This is a genomic window from Janthinobacterium sp. GW823-FHT01H08 (assembly GCF_058797855.1).
On the sequence record NZ_CM179504.1, the window covers coordinates 3,756,698 to 3,782,975 of the forward strand.

General features: G+C 64.2%; 26 protein-coding genes. 20 read left to right on the top strand and 6 right to left on the bottom strand.

What is annotated here, in order from left to right; genetic code table 11:
- Positions 1-37: 37 nt before the first annotated feature.
- The gene (locus AC3RCG_RS16820; RefSeq protein WP_492401120.1) at positions 38-469 is read left to right on the top strand and encodes a hypothetical protein; all 432 of its coding nucleotides are present in this window, start codon (positions 38-40) and stop codon (positions 467-469) included.
- Here the strand turns inward: AC3RCG_RS16820 and alkB are convergent.
- Entirely contained in the window at positions 441-1,103 is a 663-nt protein-coding gene (alkB, locus tag AC3RCG_RS16825; RefSeq protein WP_492401118.1) for a DNA oxidative demethylase AlkB, read from the bottom strand. The two genes, AC3RCG_RS16820 and alkB, sit on opposite strands and share 29 nt — an antisense overlap.
- An 83-nt stretch (positions 1,104-1,186) precedes the next feature.
- Here alkB and AC3RCG_RS16830 point away from each other — a divergent pair, with 83 nt between their 5' ends.
- Positions 1,187-1,657 (top strand): heme-degrading domain-containing protein, encoded by a 471-nt coding sequence (locus AC3RCG_RS16830; RefSeq protein ID WP_070218512.1) that lies wholly within the window; start codon positions 1,187-1,189, stop codon positions 1,655-1,657.
- A 279-nt stretch (positions 1,658-1,936) separates the two neighbouring features.
- Here AC3RCG_RS16830 and AC3RCG_RS16835 read toward each other — a convergent pair whose 3' ends face one another.
- Positions 1,937-2,704, bottom strand: coding sequence for an SDR family NAD(P)-dependent oxidoreductase (locus AC3RCG_RS16835; RefSeq protein ID WP_492401117.1), 768 nt, complete (start codon positions 2,702-2,704; stop codon positions 1,937-1,939).
- Positions 2,679-3,407 (bottom strand): GntR family transcriptional regulator, encoded by a 729-nt coding sequence (locus tag AC3RCG_RS16840; protein ID WP_492401115.1) that lies wholly within the window; start codon positions 3,405-3,407, stop codon positions 2,679-2,681. Before AC3RCG_RS16840 ends, AC3RCG_RS16835 begins: the two co-directional genes overlap by 26 nt.
- Before the next feature lie 136 nt (positions 3,408-3,543).
- Here AC3RCG_RS16840 and AC3RCG_RS16845 point away from each other — a divergent pair, with 136 nt between their 5' ends.
- Together AC3RCG_RS16845 and AC3RCG_RS16850 are read left to right on the top strand one after the other, a co-directional pair.
- Entirely contained in the window at positions 3,544-3,984 is a 441-nt protein-coding gene (locus AC3RCG_RS16845) for an acyl-CoA thioesterase (RefSeq protein ID WP_121669666.1), read from the top strand.
- A gap of 151 nt (positions 3,985-4,135) precedes the next feature.
- Complete coding sequence (locus AC3RCG_RS16850) at positions 4,136-5,500, top strand: amino acid permease (RefSeq protein ID WP_070218516.1); 1,365 nt, start codon at positions 4,136-4,138, stop codon at positions 5,498-5,500.
- A gap of 88 nt (positions 5,501-5,588) precedes the next feature.
- Here AC3RCG_RS16850 and AC3RCG_RS16855 read toward each other — a convergent pair whose 3' ends face one another.
- Positions 5,589-7,196, bottom strand: coding sequence for a hypothetical protein (locus AC3RCG_RS16855; protein ID WP_492401114.1), 1,608 nt, complete (start codon positions 7,194-7,196; stop codon positions 5,589-5,591).
- Positions 7,197-7,619: 423 nt separating this feature from the next.
- Here AC3RCG_RS16855 and AC3RCG_RS16860 point away from each other — a divergent pair, with 423 nt between their 5' ends.
- From AC3RCG_RS16860 to AC3RCG_RS16885, 6 genes are all read left to right on the top strand, one after another.
- Positions 7,620-9,329: a methyl-accepting chemotaxis protein gene (locus AC3RCG_RS16860; RefSeq protein WP_175444826.1), complete on the top strand. Its 1,710-nt coding sequence runs from the start codon at positions 7,620-7,622 to the stop codon at positions 9,327-9,329.
- Positions 9,330-9,353: 24 nt separating this feature from the next.
- Positions 9,354-9,983: an adenylyl-sulfate kinase gene (gene cysC / locus AC3RCG_RS16865; RefSeq protein WP_070218576.1), complete on the top strand. Its 630-nt coding sequence runs from the start codon at positions 9,354-9,356 to the stop codon at positions 9,981-9,983.
- 33 nt (positions 9,984-10,016) lie between these two features.
- Positions 10,017-11,135 carry a sulfotransferase family protein gene (locus AC3RCG_RS16870; RefSeq protein WP_070218520.1) on the top strand — a complete coding sequence of 373 codons (1,119 nt, stop codon included), beginning with the start codon at positions 10,017-10,019 and terminating at the stop codon, positions 11,133-11,135.
- A 123-nt stretch (positions 11,136-11,258) separates the two neighbouring features.
- Positions 11,259-12,599 (top strand): sensor domain-containing protein, encoded by a 1,341-nt coding sequence (locus tag AC3RCG_RS16875; RefSeq protein WP_492401113.1) that lies wholly within the window; start codon positions 11,259-11,261, stop codon positions 12,597-12,599.
- A gap of 40 nt (positions 12,600-12,639) precedes the next feature.
- Positions 12,640-13,026: a hypothetical protein gene (locus AC3RCG_RS16880; RefSeq protein WP_230502781.1), complete on the top strand. Its 387-nt coding sequence runs from the start codon at positions 12,640-12,642 to the stop codon at positions 13,024-13,026.
- 68 nt (positions 13,027-13,094) lie between these two features.
- Positions 13,095-13,538, top strand: coding sequence for a DUF411 domain-containing protein (locus AC3RCG_RS16885; RefSeq protein ID WP_070218523.1), 444 nt, complete (start codon positions 13,095-13,097; stop codon positions 13,536-13,538).
- A gap of 107 nt (positions 13,539-13,645) precedes the next feature.
- Here the strand turns inward: AC3RCG_RS16885 and AC3RCG_RS16890 are convergent, their stop codons facing one another.
- Entirely contained in the window at positions 13,646-15,877 is a 2,232-nt protein-coding gene (locus AC3RCG_RS16890; protein ID WP_070218577.1) for an NADP-dependent isocitrate dehydrogenase, read from the bottom strand.
- 308 nt (positions 15,878-16,185) lie between these two features.
- Positions 16,186-16,422 (bottom strand): hypothetical protein, encoded by a 237-nt coding sequence (locus AC3RCG_RS16895; RefSeq protein WP_070218524.1) that lies wholly within the window; start codon positions 16,420-16,422, stop codon positions 16,186-16,188.
- A gap of 256 nt (positions 16,423-16,678) precedes the next feature.
- On the opposite strand from AC3RCG_RS16895, the gene AC3RCG_RS16900 reads away from it, so the two are divergent.
- The 10 genes from AC3RCG_RS16900 to AC3RCG_RS16945 all read left to right on the top strand — a co-directional run bounded on the left by AC3RCG_RS16900 (position 16,679) and on the right by AC3RCG_RS16945 (position 26,274).
- Positions 16,679-16,924 (top strand): Flp family type IVb pilin, encoded by a 246-nt coding sequence (locus AC3RCG_RS16900; protein WP_070218525.1) that lies wholly within the window; start codon positions 16,679-16,681, stop codon positions 16,922-16,924.
- A 52-nt stretch (positions 16,925-16,976) separates the two neighbouring features.
- Positions 16,977-18,392: a pilus assembly protein TadG-related protein gene (locus tag AC3RCG_RS16905; protein WP_492401112.1), complete on the top strand. Its 1,416-nt coding sequence runs from the start codon at positions 16,977-16,979 to the stop codon at positions 18,390-18,392.
- A complete protein-coding gene (locus AC3RCG_RS16910) occupies positions 18,389-19,291 on the top strand; it encodes a hypothetical protein (protein WP_070291497.1) in 903 nt (300 codons plus the stop codon). The genes AC3RCG_RS16905 and AC3RCG_RS16910 overlap by 4 nt, the downstream gene beginning before the upstream one ends.
- Positions 19,288-20,109, top strand: a complete 822-nt coding sequence (locus AC3RCG_RS16915; protein ID WP_070218528.1) for a hypothetical protein — start codon at positions 19,288-19,290, stop codon at positions 20,107-20,109. The genes AC3RCG_RS16910 and AC3RCG_RS16915 overlap by 4 nt, the downstream gene beginning before the upstream one ends.
- Positions 20,110-20,225: 116 nt before the next feature.
- Positions 20,226-20,873: a hypothetical protein gene (locus AC3RCG_RS16920; RefSeq protein WP_492401111.1), complete on the top strand. Its 648-nt coding sequence runs from the start codon at positions 20,226-20,228 to the stop codon at positions 20,871-20,873.
- A complete protein-coding gene (locus AC3RCG_RS16925; protein ID WP_070291499.1) occupies positions 20,870-21,058 on the top strand; it encodes a Flp family type IVb pilin in 189 nt (62 codons plus the stop codon). The genes AC3RCG_RS16920 and AC3RCG_RS16925 overlap by 4 nt, the downstream gene beginning before the upstream one ends.
- Before the next feature lie 5 nt (positions 21,059-21,063).
- Positions 21,064-21,999, top strand: a complete 936-nt coding sequence (gene cpaB / locus AC3RCG_RS16930; protein ID WP_492401110.1) for a Flp pilus assembly protein CpaB — start codon at positions 21,064-21,066, stop codon at positions 21,997-21,999.
- Positions 22,000-22,070: 71 nt separating this feature from the next.
- Positions 22,071-23,600, top strand: coding sequence for a type II and III secretion system protein family protein (locus AC3RCG_RS16935; protein WP_492401109.1), 1,530 nt, complete (start codon positions 22,071-22,073; stop codon positions 23,598-23,600).
- Between the two features lie 8 nt (positions 23,601-23,608).
- The gene (locus AC3RCG_RS16940; protein ID WP_492401691.1) at positions 23,609-25,405 is read left to right on the top strand and encodes a TadA family conjugal transfer-associated ATPase; all 1,797 of its coding nucleotides are present in this window, start codon (positions 23,609-23,611) and stop codon (positions 25,403-25,405) included.
- Entirely contained in the window at positions 25,402-26,274 is an 873-nt protein-coding gene (locus tag AC3RCG_RS16945) for a type II secretion system F family protein (protein ID WP_070312487.1), read from the top strand. Before AC3RCG_RS16940 ends, AC3RCG_RS16945 begins: the two co-directional genes overlap by 4 nt.
- The last annotated feature ends 4 nt before the right edge of the window (positions 26,275-26,278 follow it).

Consider the following 26,278-nt stretch of genomic DNA (forward strand, 5'->3'; position numbering starts at 1 on the left):
ACCCTTTCATAGCCACCCCACGACCAGGAGAGCCACCATGAATACCGTATCGACCGCCCGTCTGTATGCGCTGCGCGCCATGTATCTGCTGGTTGTCCTGGGACTGGGCAGCGTGCTGTGGCCCGGCATCGTCAGGCCGCACGCGCCGTGGGAACTGGCGCGGGGCACCGTCAACTGCATGCTGGCCGCGTTTTCGCTGCTATGTTTGCTGGGCTTGCGCTATCCGCTGCAGATGCTGCCCCTGCTGCTGTGGGAGGCGCTGTGGAAGACCATCTGGCTGCTGCTCGTGCCGCTGCCGCAATGGCTGAACGGCCAGATCGATCCCGCCACCGCGGCAACCGCGTTTGAATGCGCGTTCGTGGTGCTGGTCTACCTGGCCATTCCGTGGCGCCATGTGCATGCGCACTACATCGTCAAGCCGGCCACGCCGTGGCGCCATCTCAGGCAGCCTTGCGAAACGTCAAATTGATGCGCTGCGCGCCCAGCAGCGCGTGTTCGCCCTCCTTCAGCGGCGCCACGCCGTGGAAGCGCAGGCGGTCGGCGCCGCCCCACACCACCACGTCGCCGTGCAGCAGCGCGATGCGGGCCGCCTTGTCGCTGCGCTCGGCGCCGCCGAACAAAAAGGTGGCGGGCAAACCGAGCGAGACGGAAACGATGGGCGCGTTGAAATCGCATTCGTCGCGGTCCTGGTGCAGGGCCATGCGCGCGCCGGGCGCATAGCGGTTGACCAGGCAGGCGTCGGGCGTGAAGCCCGGATAGCCGGCCGCCAGCGCCGCTTGCTGCGCCAGGCGCAGGAACACGGGCGGCATGGGCGGCCAGGGTACACCGCTGGCGGGATCGAGCCGCGCATAGCGGTAGCCGCGCCCATCCGTGACCCAGCCCAGGGGGCCGCAATTGCTCATGGCCACGGACATGCGCAAACCGCCCGGCGTGGCCATGTGGCGCAGGGGCGCGGCCAGCACGATGGCGTCCAGCGCCGGCAGCAGCTCGGGCAGATACGGCAGCGCAAAACGGCGCAGCAGGACAGACGCGGACGAGCCGTGCACCAGCGGCACCGGTCCGGCCGGGACGTCGTCTTCATCGGCAAACAGGGACAGGTTCATGCCGCCTATTTTAGCCGCATTACACAAAAAGCCCCCACGGTGCGCTACAGTAGCGCTTCCAGCCACTACCACCCGCCTCCACGATGGATCATTACGCCGATTTGCTGCACACCCTGGCGCAGCAGGAAGAATCCCTGCAATTCGAACGCTTCGACAACGATGCGGCGCTGGCCGTGGGCCTGTGGATCGTCGAGGAAGTGCGCAAGCGAGGCAAGGCCGTCACCGTCAACATCACGCGCAACGGCCAGGTCCTGTTCCACCACGCCATGACGGGCGCCACGGCGGACCAGGCGGACTGGATACGCCGCAAAAACAACACGGTGCAGCGCTTTTGCCGCAGCTCCTACTACATGGGCATCTCGTATAAAAGCCGGGGCAGCACCTTCGAAGACGTGAAGTACCTCGATGACATCGAGTACGCGGGCCACGGCGGCGCCTTCCCCCTGCTGATACGCGGCGTGGGACTGGTCGGCACGGTCACCGTGTCCGGCCTGGCGCAGGCGGACGATCACGCGCTGGTGGTGGCCGCCCTGCAGGCGCAGCTGGACAAATAGTCAGGTTGCCACCGCATGGCGCAGGGCGGCGCGCGCCAGCAAGCGCGTGGAATCGAGCGCCGATGCCAGCATCAGCTCTGCCACGCCGGCCAGGTCGCCCCCCGTTCAGGCAAGCCACATAGCGCGCCAGCGGCGGCGTATGCAGCGTCACTTCCGGATGTTCATACGCCTCCAGCGCATGCGCGCCCTCTTCGCAAATCGTGCGGTAGCACAGGGCCGCGCCTTCGGCCGAGCAGCCGACGATGCCGATATGTCGTGTCATGCGATCTTCCTTGTCAGTTAAATGCGCTGGCCGCCGTCGATGGGAATTTCCGCGCCCGTGATGTACGAGGCGCGCTCGCTGCATAAAAATTCCACCAGATCCGCCACTTCGGCCGTCGTGCCCAGCCGGCGCAGGGGGATTTGCGTGTCGACGATGTGCGAGGTGCCTGGCGACAGGATCGCCGTGTCGATCTCGCCCGGCGCGATAGCATTCACGCGCACGTTCAGCGGCGCCATGTCGTTGGCCATTTCGCGCGTCAGCGAGGCCAGCGCCGCCTTCGAGCTGGCGTAGGCGGAGCCGGCGAACGGGTGCACGCGGTAGCCGGCGATCGAGCACAGGTTCACCACGGAGCCGTGCGCATTCGACAGTTCCTGCGCAAAGCCGCGCGTCAGGGCCAGCGGCGCAAAGAAATTCGTGTTGTACATCTCCTGCCAGGTCTGCATGTCGGTGGTCAGCGAATTGACGCGCGAACCGCCCGGCCCCTTCGGCGACACGCCCGCGTTGTTCACCAGCGCGTGCAATTTCGAGTCGCCCAGCATGGGACGCAGGGTGTCGACCATCTGCCCGATCTGGCTCAGGTCCGACAGATCCATGCACACATGCGTGTTGTGCTCCTGGCTGCGCGGGCAGCCGCCCGGAATCGGGCTGCGCGAGACGGTGATGACCCGCCAGCCCAGGCTGCGGAAGCGCTCGGCCACGGCGTGGCCGATGCCGCGGCTGGCGCCCGTGACGATGGCCGTTTTCTGTTCAATTTTCTGTTCAGTCTTGCGTGTGTTCTGCGTCATGTGCTTCCTTGTCTTGTTCTGGTGCGCCGGCGTGGATGCGCTCCTGGCGCATTACATAGGCCAGCATCTGCGTGCCGCCGTCGAGGATGTCCTGTTCGATGGCGCGCCGCGCGGCCGCCCCGTCGCGCTGGCGCAGCGCGGCGATGATGGCGTGGTGGTGGCCGACGCGCATGTCGGGCGAAAAGCTGGCGTAGCCGGCGGCGATCAGGGGTGCCGTCTGCATCCACAAATGGTCGACGAAGCGTTTTAACGTCGGCATGCCGGCCGCCTGCGACAGGCCCAGGTGAAACGCCTGGTTGCATTGCAGGGCCGCCGGCAGGTCGTGCCGCGCAATCGCCTCTTCGTTCGCCTGAAGCAGGCGTTCGAGGTCGGCCAGGGTGGCGTCGTCGATGCGCTGCGCCGCCTCGAATGCACCCAGCCCTTCCAGTTCCAGCCGCAGCGCGCGGATTTCCAGGTAGCGCGCCACGCTGAGCACGGGCACGCGGAAGTCGCGCGGCGAGCGCAGCACCAGCGCCTCTTCCTGCACCAGCTGCAGCATGGCGTCGCGCACGGGCGTGACGCTGGTACCGAGCTGCAGCGCCAGTTCGCGGATGCGCAGCCGGTCGTTCGGCTGGTAGCGCCCGGCTGCCAGCGCCTCGCGCAGCATCGCGTACACGGACTTGCCCAGATTGACGTGCACCAGGCTGTTCAGGGGATGGTTCATCGGTGTTCTTCAACTGTGTCAAATTATGATGCATCATACATCAAGGTGAAAAACAGTGTTTTTCCAGGCGCGCGCCGCAGACAGAAAGCGCCGTCAGCACGTACAATCAGCCGCCACCGCATCGAAAGGAGCGCACTTGAACTGGGATTATCCGCACGCCCACACCCTGCCCGTCACGCCCGAACCGGGCGACATCGACGGCTTGCAGCATACGAACAACGCCGTCTACGTGCGCTGGTGCGAGCATATCGCCTGGCACCACTCGGCTACCCTGGGGCTGGACCTCGACGATTACCGGCGCCTGGACCGGGCCATGGCGATACGCCGCGGCGAATACGATTACCTGCTGCCGACGCGGGCCGGTGAAGCGCTGACCCTGGCCACCTGGCTGTGCGCCAGCGACGGGCGTTCCAGCATGGAGCGGCGCTTCCAGCTGGTGCGCGACAGCGACGGCGCCACCGTCGTGCGCGGACGCTGGGACTTGATCTGCATCGAATTGAGCAGCGGCCGCGCGCGCCGCCTGCCGCCAGAGTTCCTGGCCGTGTACGAACCGGCCATCGTCGCGGCTGCCGCGTAAAGCGTCGCCCGGGCCGCCGTTTTGCGTGCCGTTCGGCGAAGATGCGGGGCTTTTCTTGCGCCTCCGCAGTGCAACATGCATTTCGCTCCTGCTTTGCCCGTGCATGCTTTAGAATCAGCGACCTCAGCCCCGTAAAAACAGGATAAAACATATGACGGCAGTCGGGAATACCGAACCACAAGAGCTCAAGCGCGGCCTGAAAAGCCGCCACATCCAGCTCATCGCCCTGGGCGGCGCCATCGGCACCGGCCTGTTTCTGGGCATCGCGCAAACCATCAAGATGGCCGGCCCTTCCGTGCTGCTCGGCTATGGCATCGCCGGCGTCATCGCCTTTTTGATCATGCGCCAGCTGGGCGAGATGGTGGTCGACGAACCCGTCGCCGGCTCTTTCAGCTATTTCGCCGACAAATACTGCGGCCACCTGCCCGGCTTCCTGTCGGGCTGGAACTACTGGGTGCTGTATGTGCTCGTCAGCATGGCCGAACTGACGGCCGTCGGCATCTACGTGCAGTACTGGTGGCCGGGCGTGCCGACCTGGGTCTCGGCACTGATCTTCTTCTGCGCGATCAACGCCATCAGTTTGCTCAATGTCAAAGCCTTTGGCGAGATGGAATTCTGGTTCGCCATCATCAAGGTGGTCGCCATCATCGGCATGATCGTCTTCGGCGCGTATCTGCTCGCTTCCGGCGACGCGGGGCCGCAGGCGTCCGTGGCCAACCTGTGGCAGCACGGCGGCTTTTTCCCGAATGGCTGGCAGGGGCTGGTGATGGCCATGGCCGTCATCATGTTCTCGTTCGGCGGCCTGGAGCTGGTAGGCATCACGGCGGCCGAGGCGGATGATCCGAGCACGACGATTCCGCGCGCCACCAACCAGGCCATCTACCGTATCCTGATCTTTTACATCGGCGCGCTCGGCATCCTGCTGTCGCTGTACCCGTGGCAAAACGTCGTCACCGGCGGCAGCCCTTTTGTCCTGATCTTCCATGCGCTCGACAGCAACCTGGTGGCCACGGCCCTGAACGTGGTGGTGCTGACGGCGGCACTCTCCGTCTACAACAGCGGCGTGTACTGCAACACGCGCATGCTGTTCGGCCTGGCCAAGCAAGGCAATGCGCCGCGCGCGCTGCTGCACCTGAACCGCCGCGGCGTGCCGCTGGTGGCGCTGGGCGTGTCCGCGCTGGCGACGGGCGCCTGCGTGGTGGTCAATTACTTCATGCCGGGCGAAGCGTTCGAAGTGCTGATGGGCCTTGTCGTGTCGGCGCTGATCATCAACTGGGCCATGATCAGCTGGATCCATTTGCGTTTCCGCGCGCAAAAGAAGGCCGAGGGCAAGACGACCCTGTTCCAGAGCCTGGGCTACCCGTTCACCAACTACGTGTGCCTGGTGTTCCTGGCCGGCATCCTGGTGATCATGTACCTGACGCCGGGCCTGCGCATCTCCGTCTACCTGATTCCCGTGTGGCTGGCCGCGCTGGGCGTCGGCTACTGGATCAAGCAAAACAAGGCCAAGGCATAGGCTGTTTTGCGCCGCATCCAGCCAAGCAACAAGCAAGCAAAAAGCCCGTCTTCGCAGACGGGCTTTTTGCATGGACGCGCGGTCATGTCTACGCGACGGCGGCTCCGCCCTCTTCCGGCTGTGCATCGGTTCGCCACATGCTGACGGTCTGACCCGCATACGATTGCAGCAGCACATCGTCGCTCAAGGTCAGCATCGCCTGCTGGCGCTGCTCCGCCTTCTTCTCGGGCGTCATGCCCAGCTCGTCCGTCCGGTACGGTCCCAGCACGGGCAGCAAATCGCGCAGCACGGAATAATTGCCTGGTATGGTCTTGTCCGATTCCAGCTTGCCCAAGAAATATTTCATGACATGCTCGGACTGATTGCCCTCCTGCCGCAAGCTCGCCTTCACCATCTTGCCATCCTTGTAGGCCACCTGCGCGTCGCTGCTGGCCGTATCCTCGATCTGGTGGTAGGTATAGTTCTGCGATTCCGTGCTGGTCGTCAGGCGCAGCGGCACGCCGGGGACGAGGGTCTCATGGAAGCTGGCGCTGAGCTTCGATTGCTGCTGCTGCCTGACCGAACGTGCATCCTGGCTGGCGCCGGCCTGCAGCGTCTTTTGCGACGCTTCATAATTGAAGCCATCCTTTTCCGAACTGCGCATGGGATTGCTGAATTTCACGGCTTGCGATACGGAGGCGCTGAAATCGGCCAGCCCCGTCAGGATGGACTTGTCCTCGGCCGCCAGGCGCCACTTGCCCGTCGCGGGCGTGTCCGTGGCTGCTTGCGGCGCGGCGGTATTGCTGTGCAGGGCTGTGAAGCTATCCTTGAGCATGGCCATCAGGCCCGCGTCGCCATGGCCGCGCGACGCCGCCTGGTCGAACTGCTTCATGTAACTGCCCAGCGCCTTGGCTTGCCGCTCCTTGCTGCCCAGGGTATTGAGTTGGCTGGCGTCGACCTTCAGGTCCAGGGAGCCGGCCACGCCGCTGAAGCTGACCTGGCGCTGCGCGCCATCGGCCTGGAAATCCAGGGTTTGCACGCCCTCTATCTCGCCGCGCACCTTGACTTCCGCATGCAGTTTCACCGACGCCAGCAACTGCTGGTCGAACTGCATCAAGCCTTCCAGCTTGATTTTCGGCGTATCCCGTCCCATGCCATCGATGGCGTCCTGAAAACCCTTCGCCAGGTCGCCCAGGGCGCTGGCTTCAGCGTCGCTGAGGTCGCCACTGGTTGTCATGCTCACGGCCAGGCCGTCGCCCTGGCTGTCGAGCGACAGCTTGACTTCCACGCCGCTTTTGGTCGTGATGCTGAGGGTAACCTTGTCTTCGCCATTGCCATGCAGGCTGCCCGGCGCGATGCCGGACGCCGCATAGACATTCGGCGTGGTGCTCGGCGGCGGCTGCCGCATCGCCTGCGAGAAATTGTAGTTGCCCAGCTTGGCCTGCCCCAGCATGGCCGCGCCCAGGCCGCTGAAGCGGCCGCCAAACGCATGCGAAGAGAAGCTCTTTGTCATCGCGTCGCTCACCTTGTTGCGGGTCGCGCTTTCCCATATCGTCGGCGAAGGCAGCAGCTGCGCGACGGCTTGCGTCGCCCCGATGTCAACAATGGAGGACGGGCTCGGCGCCGGAGACGGCGCGGCATCCGCCTTGGTGGCAGCGGCATTGAGCGCGCGTGAGGGACTTGGATTCCAGCTCGGGATCGAGGAGACGGAGGTCATGGGTCTTATGCCTTGCTAAACGAAGATGGGTGGTTAGGTAAAGTATGCATAACTTTCATTTTTTGATAACTGGTAGCCGTCGAGTACTGCCATGTTTTCTCAGAGCAAGGGATGGGTCGCATCTCAAGCGCTAAGCAGACACTGCTATAACGACGTGAAATGTGAAATCATGAGCGCAAGGGAGCATGAAAATTTTTCATTCTTGATACAAATCATGCTCCGCCGCCATACCAGCGTTCGCAGGTGTTCGCCATCTAACTCAATTTGAACAGTTGCCACAAGTAAATTTCTACTGTTGCTCAAATGCTGAAAGTGACGAAGTGTGATATTTCGCCCGCCCGCAATCAATATGATCGCTGAGTGCTTCGTGATAAAGCTGCATATGCTTATTCGGAACCGCAAGCACGGCCTTAAGGAGGCAATATGAAATTTATGCACTTAACCATCGCCAAGCGGCTCGGCATGGGCTTTGGCCTGGTCGCCCTGTTCCTGTTGCTGGTCATCGCGCTGGGGCTGACCAGCATGCGACAAATCCAGGACCGCATGGATGAAGCGACCAAGGTCAACAACGTCGAAACCAGGCTGGCCCAGACTATGGACTTGACAGTGACCGAGCGGGCGCTGGCGCTGCGCAATCTGATTTTGCTGAAGGAGGAGAAGGAGATCCAGATCGAGGTCGCGCGCATCGCCGAACAGGAAAAAAAATACGCCGCTGCCCAGCAAAAGCTGGGGGAAATGTTCGCCAAGCTGGAAGGCACCTCGAGCGAAGAAAAAAGCCTGCTCGAACAGATCCGCACACAAAGCGACCTGGCGGCGCCCTTCATTCAGCGGGCCGCCGCGCTGGCGCTGGAGCACAAGCAGGACGATGCCTACAAACTGCTGCGCTATGAATTCCGCCCCGTGCAAAAGCGCTGGTGGGAATTGCTGCGCACCTTGATCGCCGTCGAGGAAAAGCAGAATAACGAGGCCTCCAGCATGGCCGAGGCGGCCTACAGCCAGGCGCGCCTGGTGATGCTGAGCATCGGCTCGCTGGCCCTCATCACCAGCCTGCTGGCCGCCGTGCTGATCACGCGCAGCGTGACGCGCCAACTCGGTTGCGAGCCCGACGAAGCGGCGGCGATCGCCGGGCAGATTGCCAGCGGCAACCTGGCCGTGCCCATTCATACCCGCCCCGGCGACACGCACAGCCTGCTGCACGCCATGCAATCGATGCGCGACAGCCTGGCGCAGATCGTCCAGCAAGTTCACGCCAGCACCGAGACCATCGCCACGGCGGCAGGCCAGATCGCCATGGGCAACCTGGACTTGTCTTCGCGCACGGAACAGCAGGCCAGTACGCTGGAGCAAACCGCTTCATCCATGGAAGAACTAACCAGCACCGTGCGCATCAACACCGACCATGCACGCCAGGCCAACGGGCTGGTCGAATCGGCCTCCAATGTCGCCACCAAGGGCGGCGCCGTGGTGGCGCAGGTGGTCGACACCATGGCGGCCATCGATGTCTCGGCGCGCAAGATCGTCGACATCATCGCCGTCATCGACGGCATCGCCTTCCAGACGAATATCCTGGCGCTGAACGCGGCGGTCGAGGCGGCCCGTGCCGGGGAACAGGGGCGCGGCTTTGCCGTGGTGGCCACCGAGGTGCGCAATCTGGCGCAGCGCTCGGCCGCCGCAGCCAAGGAAATCAAGGACCTGATCGGCGACTCGGTCGACAAGGTCCAGGCCGGCAACCGGCTGGTCGAACAGGCAGGATCGACCATGCACGAGGTGGTCGCCAGCGTCAAGCGCGTCACCGGCATCATGTCTGAAATGATGTCCGCCAGCCAGGAACAATCCGCTGGCATCGAGCAAATCAATATGGCCGTGACGCAAATGGACAATGTGACGCAGCAAAATGCGGCACTGGTCGAAGAAGCCGCCGCCGCAGCGCAAGCGATGCAGGAACAGGTCAACAGCCTGAACGATGTCGTCAGCGTCTTCCGCGTGGGCAACATCGCTGGCGGCCGCGATGCGGGACTGCGCCTGGTCAGCCGTCAGCCACCGCCGCCGGCAGTACGGCGCGCGCCCGCCACGGCAAAGCCGGCTCGTCCGGCCGTCGCCAAGCCCAGCGAAATCGAGTGGGAACAGTTTTGAGCCGGCAACGGGGGAGTGGCACACGTGGGGAAACTGGAACAGATCGCCGCTGCGGGCGAAGTGGTAGCGACGCACATCTTCCCGCATGCAAGCCATATCGGCAAGGAACAACGGGGCCTGCTGGCCGGTCAGCAAGGCGCGACGCTGTGGCTGACCGGCCTGAGCGGCGCAGGCAAGTCGACGCTGGCGTACGCGCTGGAAAGGCGGCTGCTGGCAGAGGGTCACCTGAGCTGCGTGCTCGACGGCGACAATATGCGGCACCACCTGAATGGAGACCTGGGTTTCTCTCCCCGCGATCGCCAGGAAAACATCCGCCGCAGCGCCGTCGTGGCCAGGCTGATGAACGATGCCGGCATGATGGTCATCTGCGCCTTCATCTCGCCGCTGCGCAGCGACCGCGAGATGGCGCGCCAGATCATCGGCAGCGACAATTTTATCGAAGCCTATATCAGCACGCCGAGCGCGCTATGCGAGGAACGCGACCCCAAGGGACTGTACAAAAAAGCGCGAGCCGGACTGATCCCTGCATTTACGGGCGTCTCCGCGCCCTACGAGGCACCGCTGGCGCCGGCGCTTATGCTGGACACGGGCGTGCTGTCGCTGGAACAGGCCTGCGAGCGGCTGTTCCAGCAACTGTGCCCGCACTTCATCTGATGCCGCGCGGCCACCTTTTCGAGGAATGATGAGATGATCAGCAGCCACCATCCCGGCGACGGCGCGCGCCCGCGCCCCGTCATGATGATCCCCTTGCGCCGCTGCGGTAGCCATGCCCTGCGCCTGCGCCTGAACCTGTCGCCGCAGTTTTATTCGCCGTATCCACTGCACCTGGTTGACATGATGCCGCTGCTGCCCCTGTACGGCGACTTGCGCGATGACCGCGCCTACTTTCGCCTGGTGGTCGATGTGGTGGGCCTGGCGGCGGCCAGCATGGTCAAGTGGCCCGGGGTCGTCTTCGATCCGGTGGAAGTGTTCGAGACGCTGCGCGGCCAGTCGCGCAGCATCCACCGCGTGGCATGGGAGCTGCTGCTGCGCGCGGGCGAACGCCGCCAGGCGCAGGTGGTGATGGACAAGTCGCTCGACAGCGTGCACTACGCCGACGACATCGTACGGCTATATCCCGACATGCTGTTCCTGAACGTGGTGCGCGATCCGCGCGCGCAAGTGGCGTCGATGAACCGCGCCATCATCCACGATTTCGACACGCTGCTCAATGCCAGGACCTGGCTGGCCGCCCATGCGGCAGCCGACCATGTCGTGCAACGCTATCCGCAGCGCGTGCTGACGATACGCTATGAAGATTTCCTGTCGCGGCAACAAGAGACGCTGGAAACGGTATGTGATTTTCTCGGCATCGCCTTCCTGCCGCAAATGCTGGACGTGGCCGCGTCGGCGGAGGCGCGGCAAATCGCGCAGTTGTCATCGCTCTGGTCGGCCAACTGCCATGCACCGATCGCGACCAACATCGACAAATTCAGGCAGCAACTATCGGACGATGACATCAACCTCATCGAAACGCTCACCGGCCCGTATATGGACCGCTACGGCTACGCGCGCCTGAGCCGCGGCGACGCCAACATCACGCCGGCGCTGATCGAGCTGGCCGGCAAGCGCTCGGCGCAAGGACGCGAACGCGCCTGGCACGCCTTGGAACAGGATAACTTCCGCGATTACGTGCTGCGCCGCTGCCGCGCCGACTATCTGACCCAGCTGCATGCACGGCTCAGCCAGGCCAGCGGCGCGCAGGGCAGCAGCAGCATCGTCACGCTGGATCAACTCGACCAGGGCTCGTTTGTCGTCAGTGATTAAAGTCTGGCCATCGCCAGTTCCACGCTGCCCTCCTGCGCCGGGCAAGTCGCGCTGCCCAGTCACTTATCCCTAAAAACAACAATTTCAATATCGATCGGCAATGTCCACTAGAATGGTGGGCATATGAAACATATGATTAGCGCGCCGGTCGCCAGTTTCACCGATTTGCTGCTTGACGCCGTGTGCATGGTTGACGTGGACGGGCGCTTCGTGTTCGTCAGCGCCGCTTGCGAACGCATCTTCGGCTACACGCAGCAGGAAATGATCGGCAAGCTCATGCTCGACATGGTCGCCCCCACCGACCGCGCCCGCACCCTGGCCGCCGCGCGCGCCATCATGGATGGCCATGCGCAGACGCACTTTGAAAACCGCTACCTGCGCAAGGATGGCAGCCTGGCCCACATCATGTGGTCGGCCCGCTGGTCCGCCGCCGACCAGCTACGCGTGGCCGTGGCGCGCGACATCACCTTGCTGAAACAGGCGCAGGCGAAGCAGGCTGCGCTGTACGCCATTTCCGAAGCCATGCAGGCGACGCAGGACTTGCCCGCCTTGCTGTACCGCATACAGCACATCATCGGCGAGCACTTGCCTGCGCGCAGCCTGACCTTGCTGCTGCAGGACGAACATGGCGCACAGCCTTTGATGACCTGCCATGCCGGCGACAGCGCGCCGCAGCCGACGCCGTCCCTGGCCAGCCTGCTGTGCGACGAAGTCCTGCGCAGCGGCCGCCCCTTGCTGCTGCGGGCGGGACAACTGGCCGGCCTGCCGCCGGCGCTGCAAACGGCGGCTGGCGCCCTGTCCTCGTGCTGGCTTGCCGTGCCCCTGTATTCCTCGATGGGCAGCATCGGCGCGCTGGCCTTGCAAGGCGGCCAGGATGCCGTCATCGGGACGGCACAAGACCAGGATTTGCTGCAATTTGTCGCAAAGCAACTAGCGACCGCCATCGAGCGCCGGCAGTTGCAGACGCAAATGCAGTTCATGGCCATGCATGATGAACTGACCCGTTTGCCGAACCGCCGCCTGTTCCACGACCGCCTGCACACGGCGTTCGCCCGCGCGCACCGCCAGGAAGGCCGGCTGTCGCTGCTGTTCCTGGACTTGAACAACTTCAAGCGCGTCAACGATGACCACGGCCATGCCTGTGGCGACCTGCTGCTGCAAACGGTGGCGAACCGCCTGCGCGATTGCATGCGCGAAACCGACACCTTGGCCAGGATGGGCGGCGATGAATTCGTCGTGCTTCTGGAAAGCAATGTCACACCGGCCGATGTCAGCCTGATCGAGCAAAAGATCCACGCAGCCCTGGCCCCGCCGCTGCACCTGGGCAACGGACAGCAATTGCGGATCACCGTCAGCATCGGCGTGGCCCACTATCCGGAAGACGGCGATACCATGCAACTGCTGTTGCGCCATGCGGACCGGGCCATGTATGCATCGAAGATGCTTGCCGCCGCCTCGCGCTAGCATGCCTGGCGACAGTACCTGCATGCTATACTTTCCGGCAATGCTAAGACTCTTCAAAACATGGCTGATCCTGCTGCTGATCGCGGCGGTGCCGCTGCAGGCGGCCGCCGCGGGCGCCATGCGGGCGTGCGCGCCGCTTGCGGCATCGCCTGCCACCGCGATGGCAGCGGCTTGCCAGCATCACGCCGTGCAGTCATCCGCCATCACGGACAACGCCGGCATGCCGGAAGAAAACAAGACCCCTGCCAAGCATGCCGCGTGCGGCGCCTGTGCCAGCTTTTGCCTGGGCGCCTTGATGCCGCCCGGCCTCTCCCTGCCTGCCGCCGCCGGCACGGGTGCGCAACGCGTCGCCGCTGCAACGGATACCTTGCTGCCGGGATTCATTCCCGACGGCCCGCGCCGGCCGCCGCGGCCGCTTTCCGCATAAATTTCAAGCTCGTCCGAAGCAGGCCACCGCGGTGGCCACGATAGACTTTATTCGTCTGAAAGCAGCACATGATCAAACATTACATACTGCGCGGCGCCTTCGCCGCCATGCTGGGCTTGCCCACGTTCGCCATGGCGGCCCTGCCCGTCATTGAAGTCTACAAGAGCGCCTCGTGCGGCTGCTGTTCCGAATGGATCAAGCACCTGGAAGCGAACGGTTTCACGGTGCGCGCGAAAAACGTCGAGATGCCGGCGCAATACCGCAAGCTGGCCGGCATTCCCGACGCGCTCGGCTCCTGCCACACGGGCCTCGTCAACGGCTACGCCATCGAAGGCCATGTGCCGGCCAGCGACATCAAGCAGCTGCTGCGCGAAAAACCCAAGGCGAAAGGCCTGGCCGTGCCGGCAATGCCGATGGGCTCGCCAGGCATGGAAGGGCCGCGCAAGGATGCATACGACGTCTTACTGGTCAAGAGCAATGGCAGCACCAGTGTTTACAAGCACTACCAGTAAGATGCAGGGCCAGTAAGATGCAGGGAAAATGAAAAACGCCGCCGGAATCGCTTCCGGCGGCGTTTTTTTGTCAGGCAGTAAAGAACTTACTGCCTGTCAGGACTGCATCAGATAGTGTCGAGCACGGCATTCAGGCTGGCGCTAGGACGCATGACCGCTTCCGTCTTCGCGGGATCCGGCAGGTAGTAGCCGCCGATATCCGTTTCCTTGCCTTGCACTGCTTTCAACTCGGCAACGATCTTTTCTTCGTTGTCTGCCAGGGCTTTTGCCACTGGCGCAAAATGCGCTGCCAGTTCCGCATCGTCCTTCTGCGCTGCCAGGGCTTGCGCCCAGTACATGGCCAGGTAGAAATGGCTGCCGCGGTTGTCCAGCTCGCCGGTGCGTGGCGATGGCGACTTGTTGTTGTCCAACAGTTTGCCGGTGGCTTCGTCGAGGGTTTTCGCGAGGATCTTGGCCTTCGCATTGCCCGTCTTGATGCCCATGTCTTCCAGCGACACGGCCAGGGCCAGGAACTCGCCCAGCGAATCCCAGCGCAGATGGTTTTCTTCCACCAGCTGCTTGACGTGTTTCGGTGCCGAACCGCCGGCGCCCGTTTCGTACATGCCGCCACCGGCCATCAGCGGCACGATCGACAGCATCTTGGCGGAGGTGCCCAGTTCCAGGATCGGGAACAGATCGGTCAGGTAGTCGCGCAGGATGTTGCCGGTCACGGAAATGGTGTCCAGGCCGCGGAAGGCGCGTTCCAGCGTGTAGCGCATGGCGCGCGTCTGCGACATGATCTGGATGTCCAGGCCCTTGGTGTCGTGCTCCTTCAGGTAAACCTGGACCTTCTTGATGACTTCGTTCTCGTGCGGACGGTAGGAATCGAGCCAGAACACGGCAGGCATGCCCGAATTGCGCGCGCGCGTGACGGCCAGCTTGACCCAGTCGCGGATCGGCGCGTCCTTGACCTGGCACATGCGCCAGATATCGCCCTCTTCCACCGTTTGCGTCAGCAGCACTTCGCCCGTTTCCAGGTCGGTGATGTTGGCGGTGCCGCCTTCAGGCACTTCAAACGTCTTGTCGTGCGAACCGTATTCTTCCGCTTGCTGCGCCATCAGGCCCACGTTCGGCACGGTGCCCATGGTCTTCGGATCGAAGTTGCCATGCCATTTGCAGAAGCCGATCATTTCCTGGTAGATGCGTGCGAAAGTCGATTCCGGCATGACTGCCTTGACGTCTTTCGGACGGCCGTCGGCGCCCCACATCTTGCCGCCTATACGGATCATGGCCGGCATCGACGCGTCGACGATGATGTCGTTCGGCGAATGGAAGTTGGTGATGCCCTTGGCCGAATCGACCATGGCCAGTTCCGGACGATGCGCGTGGCAGGCGTGCAGATCCTTGAGGATTTCATCCTTTTGCGACGCTGGCAACGTGTCGATCTTGTCGTACAGGTTGCTCATGCCATTGTTGACATTCACGCCCAGCTTGTCGAACAGTTCCGCGTGCTTGGCGAACGCGTCCTTGTAGAAGATGCGCACGCAGTGGCCGAAGACGATCGGGTGCGAGACCTTCATCATGGTGGCCTTGACGTGCAGCGAGAACATCACGCCCGTCTTGAAGGCGTCGTCGATTTCCTTCTCGTAGAACTCCAGCAGTGCTTTCTTGCTCATGAACATGCTGTCGATGATTTCGCCCGCTTGCAGGGAAACCTTCGGTTTCAGCACGATGGTCTTGCCCGAGGCCGTGACCAGTTCCATCTTGACATCGCGCGCTTTTTCCAGGGTCAGCGATTTTTCGCCGTGGTAGAAGTCGCCATGGTGCATGTGCGAAACGTGGGTTTGCGACGACTGGCTCCACTCGCCCATCGAGTGCGGGTGCTTGCGCGCATACTCTTTGACGGCTTTCGGTGCGCGGCGATCGGAATTTCCTTCACGCAGGACCGGGTTGACCGAGCTGCCGATGCATTTGCCGTAGCGGGCCTTCAAGGCTTTTTCTTCTTCGGTCTTCGCATCTTCCGGATAGTCGGGCAGCTTGTAGCCACGGCCTTGCAGTTCGCGCACGCAAGCGATCAACTGACCTTGCGAGGCGCTGATGTTCGGCAGCTTGATGATGTTGGTGTCCGGATTCTGGGTCAATTTGCCCAGTTCAGCCAGGGTATTCGGGACTTTTTGCGCGTCCGTCAGGAATTCGGGAAATTCAGCCAGTACACGTGCCGCCACCGAAATATCGCTGGACACCACGTCCACGCCGGCCGGCGCGGTGAATTTTTTGATAATCGGCAGCAGGGAATACGTCGCGAGCAGCGGCGCCTCGTCAGTCAGCGTGTAGATGATTTTGGATTTTTGTGTTGCCATGTTCATTCCCTTGTATGCGGTGATGCCTGGTGGTTAACTTTCTTCATTCCAAACACAGGACGGTTAGCCTTGCTTTGGACGGCTAGTGTGCCGGCGGTGACGCCGTGCTTGCCCACCGCGTATTTTAGACTGTCCTGCCGCTGTTTGTGTATCCGATGGCGACGAATCTTATATAAGACAGCAAATATCCGGAACTACCGGGCCAGAATGGCCATTTTCCGCCTTGAAATGGATGCGGGGCAGCGGCACGGCATGTATGCCGCCCCGAAAAAAAATTCCATATTGACAATACCCAAGTGGAAGCGACGTCACGGCCCCTCGTTCTTGACGATGCCACGCACATTCGTCAGCGCCAGGCAAACGTTCAGCACGATCAAGGCCCAGGCTTCGTCTTGCCAGCCCCAGCACACCCACAGCACGTTGCTGAACAGGAAAACCCAGAACCCGGCAAGGCGCCGCGCGGCCATGCGCGAGCCCACCAGCCAGGCCGCCAGCAGCGAAGCGGCCATGGCGGGCCATTGCAACAGTTCGATAATGTCCGACATGGCGCCTCCCGTGCATCGTTCAGTTGGCAATATTGTCTGTTGTTTTATCAGCGCACGCCTGCCAATCCCGCCCCACTTCCCCGTAAATCCTCAGTCGGCTTGATGTCGATTAAGCCAGCTTATTAAAACAGCCATACGATGAGCGTGCTTGCTTCTTTTATTCATCCATTGTTTGTCTTTTCTCAACTGAAAGGTATTTCAAATGAAACCTGCTATGCGGAAAATCAAGTCAATACGGCAACAATTGGGACAGGGCATGACGGAATACATCGTCATCGTGGCCCTGATCGCCGTCGCCGCCATCGGCGTATATCAATTGTTCGGCGCCACCATACGCAACCAGACGGCCGGTATCGCCATGGAGGTGTCGGGCAAGAACGGCACAGCCGCCATCGCCAAGGCCGGCGGGGCCGCCACCAAGGCCGAGACCGCCGCCAAGGACACGGCGAAGAACAGCCTGTCCACGTACGGCGACCAGGCCACCACCGGCAAGCAGGACTAGGCTGCCGCCGCCAGCGAGCCCCCGAGCCAATGAGCGCCTCATCCACATCATCATGACACCGCTACAGGCAGTCCGCCTGCCCCCCTTCGCGCAACGCCGCCAGCAAGGCCAGGCGCTCATCTATGGCATCGTCGTTCTCATGGGCGGCCTGGCCGCCCTGCTCTTCGTTTTCAATACGGGCCAGCTCACGGCGGAAAAAACCAAGCTCGTCAATACGGCCGACGCCGTCGCCTACAGCGCCGCTGTCATGCAGGCGCGCGCCCTCAATTTCGACGCCTACACCAACCGCGCGCTGATGGCCAACGAGGTCATGATCGCGCAAGCCGTCAGCATCGCCGCGTGGTCCGCCCATGTCGTCAAACATACGGAAAACGTTACGCCCCTCAACTGCCGCAGCTATTACTCCGTGCCGGCGGCGCTGCTGCTGATCGATTACATCCCCGTCTGCTACCTGCTCAGCTTGCCTACCGCCAGGAATACCGCGCAAGCCGTCGACCAGGTGGCGCAGCAAGCAGCGCAGGCCAGCGTGCTGGCGTCCGAAGCGGCCAAGGCCGTCCTGCAGGGGGCGCAGGCGAACATGGCGGCCACCATCCTGCCTGCCCGTAAAACGCTGATGCAGCAGGTGGCCGACGCCAACTATGCGGGCGACGGCAGCGTACATGTCGACAGCATGCCCATCACCGATACGTTCACGGAGTTCGAAGGAAGCAGCTTCATCCGCGCGTATGCGGGCGCCGAACGGGGCCGCTTCAAGCAGGCGGCGCTCGCTGCCGCCCAGCGCGATGCCTTCGTCCGGCAGCGCTCCTGGACCTCGGCCAATCACCTGCCTTGCCTGTTGAGCAACAAGGCGGAGTTCCGCCGGCGCGGCGGTACGGAGCTCGTCGACTTCGACGAGTGGAAAGCCATGGACACGGCGTCGCTGCACCACTGGTCCTGGCATACGCACGGCCTGTTTCGCCTGCCCACCTGCGACGACGATGAAATGCCGCTCGGCTACGGCACGCAGGCGGCGGCCCACGGCACGCCCGACGACAGCGGCGCCGCTTACGGCCAGTCGCGCCCTGGCAATCCCCGCGCCAGCGCCCTGGCCAGCAGCAGCGACTGGCATTACAGCGGTTTGCCCACCTTTTACGACATCGCCGTGCCGGCCCTGGCCTACGCGTCGACGGACCCGCAGCCGCGCCTGACCTTCGCCATCCGCCTGACGCGGGCGAAAGGCCAGCTCAGGACATCCGATGGCAGCTCCGGCATCAAGCCGGGCGGCCGCCTGGCCCTCATCGACGGCAAGCCCGCCCACGCCGTGCTGGCGGCAGTGTCCTCCGCACAAGTGTATTTCGAACGGCCAAGCGGGCGCGACGATGGCATGACGGAGTTGGCCAGCCTGTTCAACCCGTATTGGCAAGTGCGCCTCGTGCCGACCTCGGCGGCCGATCTGGCGGCCGCCACAGCAATGGGAGGCGCGCGATGAAGCCGTTTGGCCTGTCCCTGTTGCTCCTGCTTTGCATCCTGCTGCCGGCCAGGGCCAGCACGCAGGCCGAAGATGCCGTGCGTCAAATGCCCATGGTCCACGAAGCGCTGGCGGCGCGCGACGCCACCGTCAAGGTGCACCTGGTCAGCGCGCGCGGCTACCTGAACGGCAAGCCCGGCGACGCGGCCGGCCTGGCCCGCCTGCACGCGGAAGTACAGGCTTGCGTCCAGCGCAACAGCGAACGGGGCATCGCCTCGAAGCCGCCACACGCCTGGCCCGAACATGTCATCAGCATGCGTCTGGACACCTATGCTGCCGTCAACCGCAGCATCGTGTACGCCGCCGGCCTGTCTTATGCCATCGATCCCCGCGATTGCAGTCTGATGGAAGCGCGCACCAGCAAGGCCAGCCTGTCATCGAGCCTGGGGACCTGCGAAGTCGATTTGCTGGCAAAGACGGCGCACGGTCATTGCGATGCCACGGGGCAGGCGCGCGCCGCGCCGCCGCGCCGCCAGCCGCCGATGACGGCGGCGCAAAAGGCCGACATCGTGCGCCTGGCGGCCGGCAGCCCGGCCATGGCCGCATTCGCTGCCGCCATGCAAGCGCACCCGCAGGCGGGCATGGGCGAACGCAAGGTCATCCTCGGCCTGGAATGCGAGGTCCGGCCCAATCCGCTCGACCCGGAGGGCAAGAACTGCGTGTCGCGCGGCGGCTCCTTTTCCTCGCTGGACGCCATCGGCGAAGCAGGCATGTCCGGCATGACCTTGGAAATGAGCTCGCCCAACGGCATCGAGCTGCGCGCCACGCAGGCCAGGCTCGACACCCTGGTGCCGAACGCCGTTTTCGCGCCCTACCTCGAGGGCGGCTTTCGCATCACGCGCCCGGAGAACCGGCCATGAAACGGCACAGCTTTCGCCCCAGGCACGACCGCGGCCAGGCGCTGACGGAGTTTCTCGTGCTCGCCGCCGCCCTGTTGCCGCTGTACCTGCTGCTGCCCCTGATCGCCAAATACCAGGACATCGCCACGCAGGCCGGCATGGCCAGCCGCTACGTCACCTTCGAGGCGATCACGCACAACGATGCGCAGAGTGCCTGGAAGCCGCCGGCAGCCTTGGCCGGCGAAGTGCGCCGGCGCTTTTTCAGCAATGCGGACGCCCCCATCAAGACGGGCGATACGGCCGGTAATTTTCTCGCGCACCAGAACCTGTTCTGGCGCGGGCCTGCCGGCATCGCCCTGATCGCGGACTTCGACAGCGACGTGGCCGTCAGTTTTGGCCCCGGCAACGCGGCCAGCCATGCCGGCGCTTTCACGCCCGCCAGCGACGGCGCACCTTTCAACGGCTTGCCGGGCGCCTCCGCAGGCCTGCACACCGCCGACGAACTGGGCTTGCCAAGCCGCGGCATTTACCGGGGCAACGTCAGCGTGCGCCTGGCTAAGTTGCCGGCAGGCATCGTCGCCTATCAGCCGTTTGACAGCCTCGACCTGGCCATCCACCGCCATACGAGCGTCGCCATCGATGGCTGGGCAGCCGGGGGACCAGCCCAGGTGCAGTCCCGTCTCGACAGCAAGCTGCTGGTTCCCGCCACGGCGCTGCGCGATGCGGCGGGCGTGGTCAATGCCAGCGTGACCCTGGTGGAAATGGGGCACATCCAAGGTCCGAAGCTGGGGCAGCTCGACTTCTGGCGCGATGTCGTGCCGCCCGACCGACTCAGGTAGGCATTGCGCCATCCACCTTATCCGCATCAGGGGAGATTGCAGAAATGACAGCAAAACAATATCTTCGGCGTCTATCAGGCGCGGCACTGGCGCTGTTGCTGCCCTGCAGTGCCGCTGTGTCGGCGCCGACAGCCTGGCCCGTGATCGCTGTTCCCGCCGGCATTGAAACATTTGCCACGGGTGGCGAGATGCGCGTCAATGGCCTGCCGCTGCACGTGCGCGGCGTGCTGTCCGCCAGGACGCCGGTCCAGGTGGCGGCGCTGTTCCGCGCCAGCCTGGGACAACCGCTGACGGAACACACGCGGGACGGCACGCTGGTGCTGGGACGGGCGCTGGGCGAATTTTACGCCACGGTGCAGCTGCAGCCAGCGGGAAGCGGTACGCGCGGCCTGCTTGCCGTCAGCCACCTGGGCGCCGCGCCGGGGCCGCACGATAGCGCCACGGACAGGCTGCTGTCGCGCTTTCCTGCCGGCTCGCGCTTGCTGACGCAAACGCGTTCGGTGGATGGCCCGCGCCGCGCCGAGTTGCTCACTGTCAGCAACGACATGGGGGTCGAGAGCAATGTCCGTCACTTGCGGCGCGCCCTCGAAGCGCAAGGCTACACGCTCGAGCGTGCGGACTCGGCTGCCAGTGCGCCCGGCGGCGCCACCTCGCTGTTTTTCAAGACCTCCGCCAGTGAAGCGCTCGCGGTGATTTACCGCGACAGCCAGGGCCACACGGCCATCGCCCTGAACACCATCACGCGCCTGGAGTCCGCCAGATGAGGCCCCGCTTCCGCCGCCGGCCGCAAGAGGGCCAATCCAGCGTCGAGTACGCCATCGTCTGCGCCGCGCTGGCCATCGCCCTGGGCGTGGGCATGAGCGGCGAGACCAGCGTGCTCAGGCAACTGCTGGCCGCCTTCAAGTCCGTGTACCAGGACTTCAGCTACGCCATTTCCCTGCCCGGCTGAGCATCATGAAAATTCCCTTTCCCCCGTTTTCGAAGATCAACAAGACCTGGGTGGTACTGGGCGCCGCACTCGCCATCGGCCTGCTCGCCGCCGTCGCCACGCGCAGCTTCCTCAGCTCCCGGGTGGCCGAAATCGAGGCGCGCAATGTGCATCAGACGCTCAGCGTCGTCGTCGCCAAGACGGATCTGGCGCAAAACACGATCTTGTCGAACGACAACGCGGCCGTGCGCAAGATTCCCGTCGAATATGCCCACTCGGGCGCCGTGCAGCCGGGCGATTTCGAGCGCATCGCCGGCAACGCCATCGCGTTTCCCGTCAAGGCGGGCGAAATGATCATGTGGAGCCAGATGGCGGGCAAGCGCGTGCCCACCTTTTCCGCACGCCTGGCGGCGGGGCGGCGCGCCATCACGGTGGTGGTCGATGAAATCAATTCGATCTCCGGCATGCTGGAACCAGGCGACCTGATCGACCTGATGCTGACCATCGACCAGAACGGCAGGAAGGTCGTGCTGCCGCTGTTGCAAAGCATGCAAGTCATGGCCACGGGCCAGCGCTCGGTGGATGACGCGAAAAACGGCGAGGCCGCGCAATTTGCCACCGTCACCCTCGACACCACGCCCGCGCAAGCGCGTAACCTCATCATCGCGCGCGAAAGCGGCAAGCTGACGGCCTTGCTGCGCAATCCGGCGGACAAGGCCGCGCCCGGCCAGCAAGACTATGACCTGTCGTTGCTGTTCGGCGCCCGGCCGGATAGCCTTCCCCTGCCGCAGCGGCGCGGCATCCCCGTGCTGTATGGCGGCAGCGGCATGCCGGCGCCGCCCGACGCCCTGCGCCTGCAGGGGCATCGCAGCGGTACCGATCCGCCAGTGGCGATGCCGCCGGCGCCAGTGGCCGCCCCACCGCCCATTCCGCTCATCAACGCTGCCGCCGCGCCGCCCTGAGGCGTACCGGCGACAGCCTGCCTTGCGCCAGCGCGCAAGCCACCGCACGCCCTTTGTATGGACACAGTCCCATGAAACGCTACTTCCTCACCCTGCTGTCAGCCCTTTGCGTAACGCTCGTGCTGGGCGCAAGCCTGGCGGCACCGGCCTGCGCCCGCGCCCAAACGGCGTCCCAGGGCGTGATCGAAGGCAAGGCGCCGCTCGCAGCCAGGGCCGGCAGCATGCCAAAGACCGCCAATCCCAGCAGCGCGGCAGCGCGCTACCAGCCCATCGCCAATCAGGACGATGCCGAATCGGAGCCCGAACTGGAGCTGTACCTGGGCGAATCACGCGTCTTCCCCACGCCGGGCGTGGCGCGCATTGCCGTGGGCAATGGCCAGGTCATCACCGCCAACGCGCTCGACGACAGGGATGTCATCATTTTCGCCAACGGCGCCGGCAACTCCTCGTTGTTCGTCTGGCACCAGGATGGCCGCTACCAGCGCGTGAAAGTGACGGTGCTGCCGCTCGACATGCGCCGCTATGCGCGCGATATCGCCAGCTTTTTGTCGGCCATCCCGAAAGCGAAGGCCAGCGTGGTGGGCGACAAGGTCGTCGTCGAAGGCGATGAATTGTCCGACGCGGACCGCGACAAGGTGGCGGAACTGGCCAGGCGCTATCCGCAAATCGTCAATTTCACCAGCCCCATCGGCTGGGAACAGATGGTCATGATGGACGTCAAGGTGGTCGAGTTCCCCCGCACGGAACTGCGCGAGCTGGGCCTGAAATGGAGCGCCACGGGCGGCGCGGCCATCGGCGGCATCTGGGCGCCGTCCAGCCGCGGCGATGCGGGCCGCTATGCGATCAACGTGCGCACGGGCGAGGCCAATGCGCCGCCGATCACCGTGCCGAATGGCGGCAACGGCGGTTTCGTGCCCCTGCCCTCGAACCTCACCATCCTCAGCGCCATCAACCTGGGGCTGAACGCGCAGTTACTTGCACTACAACAAAATGGCACTGCCAGCATCCTTGCCGAGCCCCAATTGTCGACGCGCAGCGGCTACAAGGCCAGCTTCCTGGCCGGCGGCGAGATTCCGTATTCCGTCGCCTCCGTCAACGGCGTGACGGTACAGTTCAAGCCCTACGGCATCAAGCTCGACATCGAACCCAAGGTGGGCAGCAATGGCGTCATCCGCGCCGTCATCGAGTCGGAAGTCAGTTCCATCGACGCCTCGCTGTCCACCAGCAGCGGCCCGGCCTTGCTGACGCGGCGCACGCGTACGGAATTCAATGTGCGGCAGGGCGAAACCATCGTCCTTGCCGGACTGCTGCAACGCAATAGCAGCAGCGACGTCGACAAAGTGCCCCTGCTGGGCGACATCCCCATCCTGGGCAGTCTGTTCCGCTCGAAGCGCTACCAGAACAAGGAAACGGAGCTGGTGGTATTCGTCACGCCCAGCATCGTCGACAGCCGCAGCGCCGGCCTGGCGGACCGGGTGCGCAGCGCCACGCAACGGCTGGAGCAGCAGCTGGGCCAGCCGCCCCACCTCAGCGACGCCTTGCAGCCCGGCGCGGATGCGGCCCGCTTCAACCAGGCGCCGCCGTCCGTGCCGGCGCAATGAAGGCCATCATGTTCCAGGTCGACATCCTCCACCCCGACGGCAGCGCCAGGCAAATGAGCGTGCCCGACGATTGCATGGTCGGCAGCAAGACCAGCAACGACATCTGGCTCGACAGCTGGCGCATCGGCAAGGAACACGCGCGCCTGCTCAGGACGCCTTCCGGCGTGTTGCTGGAAGACATGGGCTCTTATGTGGGCACCAGCGTCAACGGCGTGCGCATCCGCAGCCAGCATGGCCCGCTGGCGCCGGGCGACGTGATCGCCATCGGCCCCTACAAGCTGCAGGTGCAGGAACTGGCCGGCACGGCACGGCCCGTGCAGGCGGCCGCTTTCCACTCGCGCTCGAGCAGCGCCGCCACGCGCAACCAGCGCGCCACGGCGGAAATCCACGCCTCGCGCCTGGCGGCGGAAAAAATGCAGCAGCACATGCAGCGGCAAGCGGGCGACGGCGCCGCGCCGGAAGAGGACTTTGCCATCATCCTGGCGCCGCAGGCACGCCAGCAGCTGGAATTCGAATGGCGTCAGCGCCTGCACGCGATCTTGCTCGAAACCATGGATTTGCGCCGCCACGACGTATCGAAAATGAGCGATGAGCAATTGCGCGCGGAAGCGCGGCGCTACATCCACGACATCATGCGGGCGCAGCGGGCCGATATCCCCGAGGAACTCGACTATGAACTGCTGGCCAGGCAAGTGCTCGACGAAGCCGTGGGCCTGGGGCCGCTGGAGGAATTGCTCGACGATGCAGGCGTCACGGAAATCATGGTCAACCAGTTCGACCGGATTTATATCGAGCGCGACGGCAAGCTGGAAAGGCATCCGCTGACGTTTACCAGCGAACGGGCCGTGCTGGGCGTCATCGAGCGCATCGTCGCACCGCTGGGCAGGCGCATCGATGAATCCTCGCCCATGGTCGACGCGCGCCTGAAGGATGGCTCGCGCGTCAACGCCATCATCGCGCCGCTGGCCCTGAAAGGCCCGGCATTGACGATCCGCAAGTTCGCCAGATACAAGATGACGGCGGACAATCTCGTGCAACTGGGCGCCCTCAGCGCCGACATGGCCGCTTTCCTGCAAGTGTGCGTGGCGGCGCGCAAGAATATCGTCGTCTCGGGCGGCACCGGTTCCGGCAAGACGACCCTGCTCAACATCCTGTCCAACTTCATTCCCGCGGGCGAGCGCATCATCACGGTGGAAGACGCGGCCGAGCTGCAACTGCACCATGAACACTGGGTCAGCCTGGAGGCGCGCCCCGCCAATGTCGAGGGCAAGGGCGCCGTTTCCATCCGCGAACTGGTGCGCAACACCCTGCGCATGCGCCCCGACCGCATCGTCGTCGGCGAATGCCGGGGCGGCGAGGCGCTCGACATGCTGCAGGCGATGAACACGGGCCACGACGGTTCGCTGACCACCCTGCACGCCAACAGCCCGCGCGACGCCCTGGCGCGCCTGGAAACCATGGTCTTGATGGCCGGTATGGAATTGCCCCTGTCCGCCATCCGCGACCAGGTCGCCTCCGCCATCCACCTGATCGTGCAGCAGACGCGCTTTGCCTGCGGAACGCGCCTGGTCAGCAGCATCACGGAAATCACGGGCATGGAAAGCGGCAAGTTCCAGATGCAGGAACTGTTCCGTTTCGTCCACCTCGGCTACGGCGGCGCTGGCGAAAGCCAAGGCGAAGGCGAAGGCGCTACCGTACGCGGCTATTTCAGCGGCTGCGACCTGCTGCCGGGCTTTTACGAAGCCTTGCGCAGCCAGGGCCAGCCGCTCGACACGACGATCTTCCGCCAGCGGGAGGCGACATGAACAGCGCCATGAACGCCGCCCACATGCTGCTGTTCATCACCGCCATCGCCGCCCTGGCGGCGGCCATCCTCGCCTGGCTGGTGATCGACATCGGTATCGCCACCATGCTGCGCTACCGCGCCCACTTCACGGAACGCACGCGTTTCCAGGTGCGCGAATTCTTCCTGTTCGTCGATCCCGCGCGCATCTTCCTGGCCCACGCGGCCACCATGACCCTGGGCGCCATCATCGCCGGGCTGGCCAGCGGCAGCATGCTGGTGGCCGCCCTGGCCTTCATCGGCCTGGCCCTGCTGCCGCGCGCCGTGTATGCCTGGCTGCGCCGGCGGCGCCTGCGCAAGTTCGAAGAGCAGTTGCCGGACGCGCTGATGATGCTGGCCGGTGCCCTGCGCGCGGGCCTGAGCCTGAACCTGGCCATGTCGCAGCTGGTCATCGAGGCGCAGGCGCCGCTGGGCCAGGAATTTACCCTGCTGCTGCGCGAGCAGCGCCTGGGCGTGACCCTGGAGCAAAGCTTGAACGGCCTGGTGCGGCGCATTCCTACCCAGACCACGATCCTCGTGGTGTCGGCCATGCGCATCGCCACGGAAACGGGCGGCGGGCTGGCGGAAATGCTCGAACGCACGGCCAGCACGGTGCGCAACCGATTGCACATCGAAGGCAAGATCCGCGCGCTGACGTCGCAGGGCAAGTTGCAGGCGTGGATAGTCGGCCTCTTGCCCGTCACCCTGATGCTCGTGCTCGACCACATGGAGCCGCAGGCGATGGACCAGCTGTGGCACACGCGCATGGGCTGGGGGGCGCTGGCCGTCATCGCCACCCTTGAAGTGCTGGGCATCCACGTCATCCGGCGCATCGTCGCCATCGATGTCTAGGCGC

Bases quoted from the DNA above. Each gene is read 5' to 3' on its own strand.
- AC3RCG_RS16820 (WP_492401120.1), top strand. From the start codon at position 38: ATGAATACCGTATCGACCGCCCGTCTGTATGCGCTGCGCGCCATGTAT.
- alkB (WP_492401118.1), bottom strand. From the start codon at position 1,103: ATGAACCTGTCCCTGTTTGCCGATGAAGACGACGTCCCGGCCGGACCG.
- AC3RCG_RS16830 (WP_070218512.1), top strand. From the start codon at position 1,187: ATGGATCATTACGCCGATTTGCTGCACACCCTGGCGCAGCAGGAAGAA.
- AC3RCG_RS16835 (WP_492401117.1), bottom strand. From the start codon at position 2,704: ATGACGCAGAACACACGCAAGACTGAACAGAAAATTGAACAGAAAACG.
- AC3RCG_RS16840 (WP_492401115.1), bottom strand. From the start codon at position 3,407: ATGAACCATCCCCTGAACAGCCTGGTGCACGTCAATCTGGGCAAGTCC.
- AC3RCG_RS16850 (WP_070218516.1), top strand. From the start codon at position 4,136: ATGACGGCAGTCGGGAATACCGAACCACAAGAGCTCAAGCGCGGCCTG.
- AC3RCG_RS16855 (WP_492401114.1), bottom strand. From the start codon at position 7,196: ATGACCTCCGTCTCCTCGATCCCGAGCTGGAATCCAAGTCCCTCACGC.
- AC3RCG_RS16860 (WP_175444826.1), top strand. From the start codon at position 7,620: ATGAAATTTATGCACTTAACCATCGCCAAGCGGCTCGGCATGGGCTTT.
- AC3RCG_RS16870 (WP_070218520.1), top strand. From the start codon at position 10,017: ATGATCAGCAGCCACCATCCCGGCGACGGCGCGCGCCCGCGCCCCGTC.
- AC3RCG_RS16875 (WP_492401113.1), top strand. From the start codon at position 11,259: ATGAAACATATGATTAGCGCGCCGGTCGCCAGTTTCACCGATTTGCTG.
- AC3RCG_RS16880 (WP_230502781.1), top strand. From the start codon at position 12,640: ATGCTAAGACTCTTCAAAACATGGCTGATCCTGCTGCTGATCGCGGCG.
- AC3RCG_RS16885 (WP_070218523.1), top strand. From the start codon at position 13,095: ATGATCAAACATTACATACTGCGCGGCGCCTTCGCCGCCATGCTGGGC.
- AC3RCG_RS16890 (WP_070218577.1), bottom strand. From the start codon at position 15,877: ATGGCAACACAAAAATCCAAAATCATCTACACGCTGACTGACGAGGCG.
- AC3RCG_RS16895 (WP_070218524.1), bottom strand. From the start codon at position 16,422: ATGTCGGACATTATCGAACTGTTGCAATGGCCCGCCATGGCCGCTTCG.
- AC3RCG_RS16900 (WP_070218525.1), top strand. From the start codon at position 16,679: ATGACGGAATACATCGTCATCGTGGCCCTGATCGCCGTCGCCGCCATC.
- AC3RCG_RS16905 (WP_492401112.1), top strand. From the start codon at position 16,977: ATGACACCGCTACAGGCAGTCCGCCTGCCCCCCTTCGCGCAACGCCGC.
- AC3RCG_RS16910 (WP_070291497.1), top strand. From the start codon at position 18,389: ATGAAGCCGTTTGGCCTGTCCCTGTTGCTCCTGCTTTGCATCCTGCTG.
- AC3RCG_RS16915 (WP_070218528.1), top strand. From the start codon at position 19,288: ATGAAACGGCACAGCTTTCGCCCCAGGCACGACCGCGGCCAGGCGCTG.
- AC3RCG_RS16925 (WP_070291499.1), top strand. From the start codon at position 20,870: ATGAGGCCCCGCTTCCGCCGCCGGCCGCAAGAGGGCCAATCCAGCGTC.
- cpaB (WP_492401110.1), top strand. From the start codon at position 21,064: ATGAAAATTCCCTTTCCCCCGTTTTCGAAGATCAACAAGACCTGGGTG.
- AC3RCG_RS16935 (WP_492401109.1), top strand. From the start codon at position 22,071: ATGAAACGCTACTTCCTCACCCTGCTGTCAGCCCTTTGCGTAACGCTC.
- AC3RCG_RS16940 (WP_492401691.1), top strand. From the start codon at position 23,609: ATGTTCCAGGTCGACATCCTCCACCCCGACGGCAGCGCCAGGCAAATG.
- AC3RCG_RS16945 (WP_070312487.1), top strand. From the start codon at position 25,402: ATGAACAGCGCCATGAACGCCGCCCACATGCTGCTGTTCATCACCGCC.